This is a genomic window from bacterium (assembly GCA_035371905.1).
Lineage (GTDB): Bacteria > Ratteibacteria > UBA8468 > B48-G9 > JAFGKM01 > JAMWDI01.
Map to the genome: position 1 here is coordinate 3399 of DAORXQ010000133.1, position 480 is coordinate 3878.

The following is a 480-nucleotide window of genomic DNA, read 5'->3' on the forward strand; positions in this document are numbered from 1 at the left end:
GAAATCAAAGGTTTTGAAAGACCAACATCTCTTATCAGAGATTTTGATATATTATCAATAAACAAGGGTTTATTACAACTTTCCATAAAATTTAAAATTTTATTTCCTATCTCCCAATATAATAAAACTTTACCTTTTTCTCTTTTTTCTGAACGGATGTAGTTTAGAATGCTTTTTAAACAAGTGATTAAATAAAAATATTGCCTCTCAATTGTTATTAATTCTTTTTCAAGAAGTTCTGCATTAAAACTTTTATCAAACATAATACTTGCAGGAACCGTTGCTTTTAATTTTGTTTTTCCGTCAGGGGACTTAACCAGTTTTATTTCTACAGGTATTCTTATTTCTTCATACATTATCGCTCTCTCCCCATAATCTAAAAAATTTATTTTGCAGTTCAAATACCCTACAGTAGGAAGGAGCAGGGTCTTTTTCAAGAGTAAATTTTATAAGTTCCATAATAACACATTTAAGTATATG

The 480-nt window shown here is 27.9% G+C and carries 1 protein-coding gene; it reads right to left on the reverse strand.

Annotation, left to right across the window (positions count from 1 at the left end):
• Positions 1 to 356: hypothetical protein (locus tag PKV21_09515; protein ID HOM27723.1), on the reverse strand; the 356-nt coding region annotated here is incomplete at its 3' end.
• Between the last annotated feature and the right edge of the window lie 124 nt (positions 357 to 480).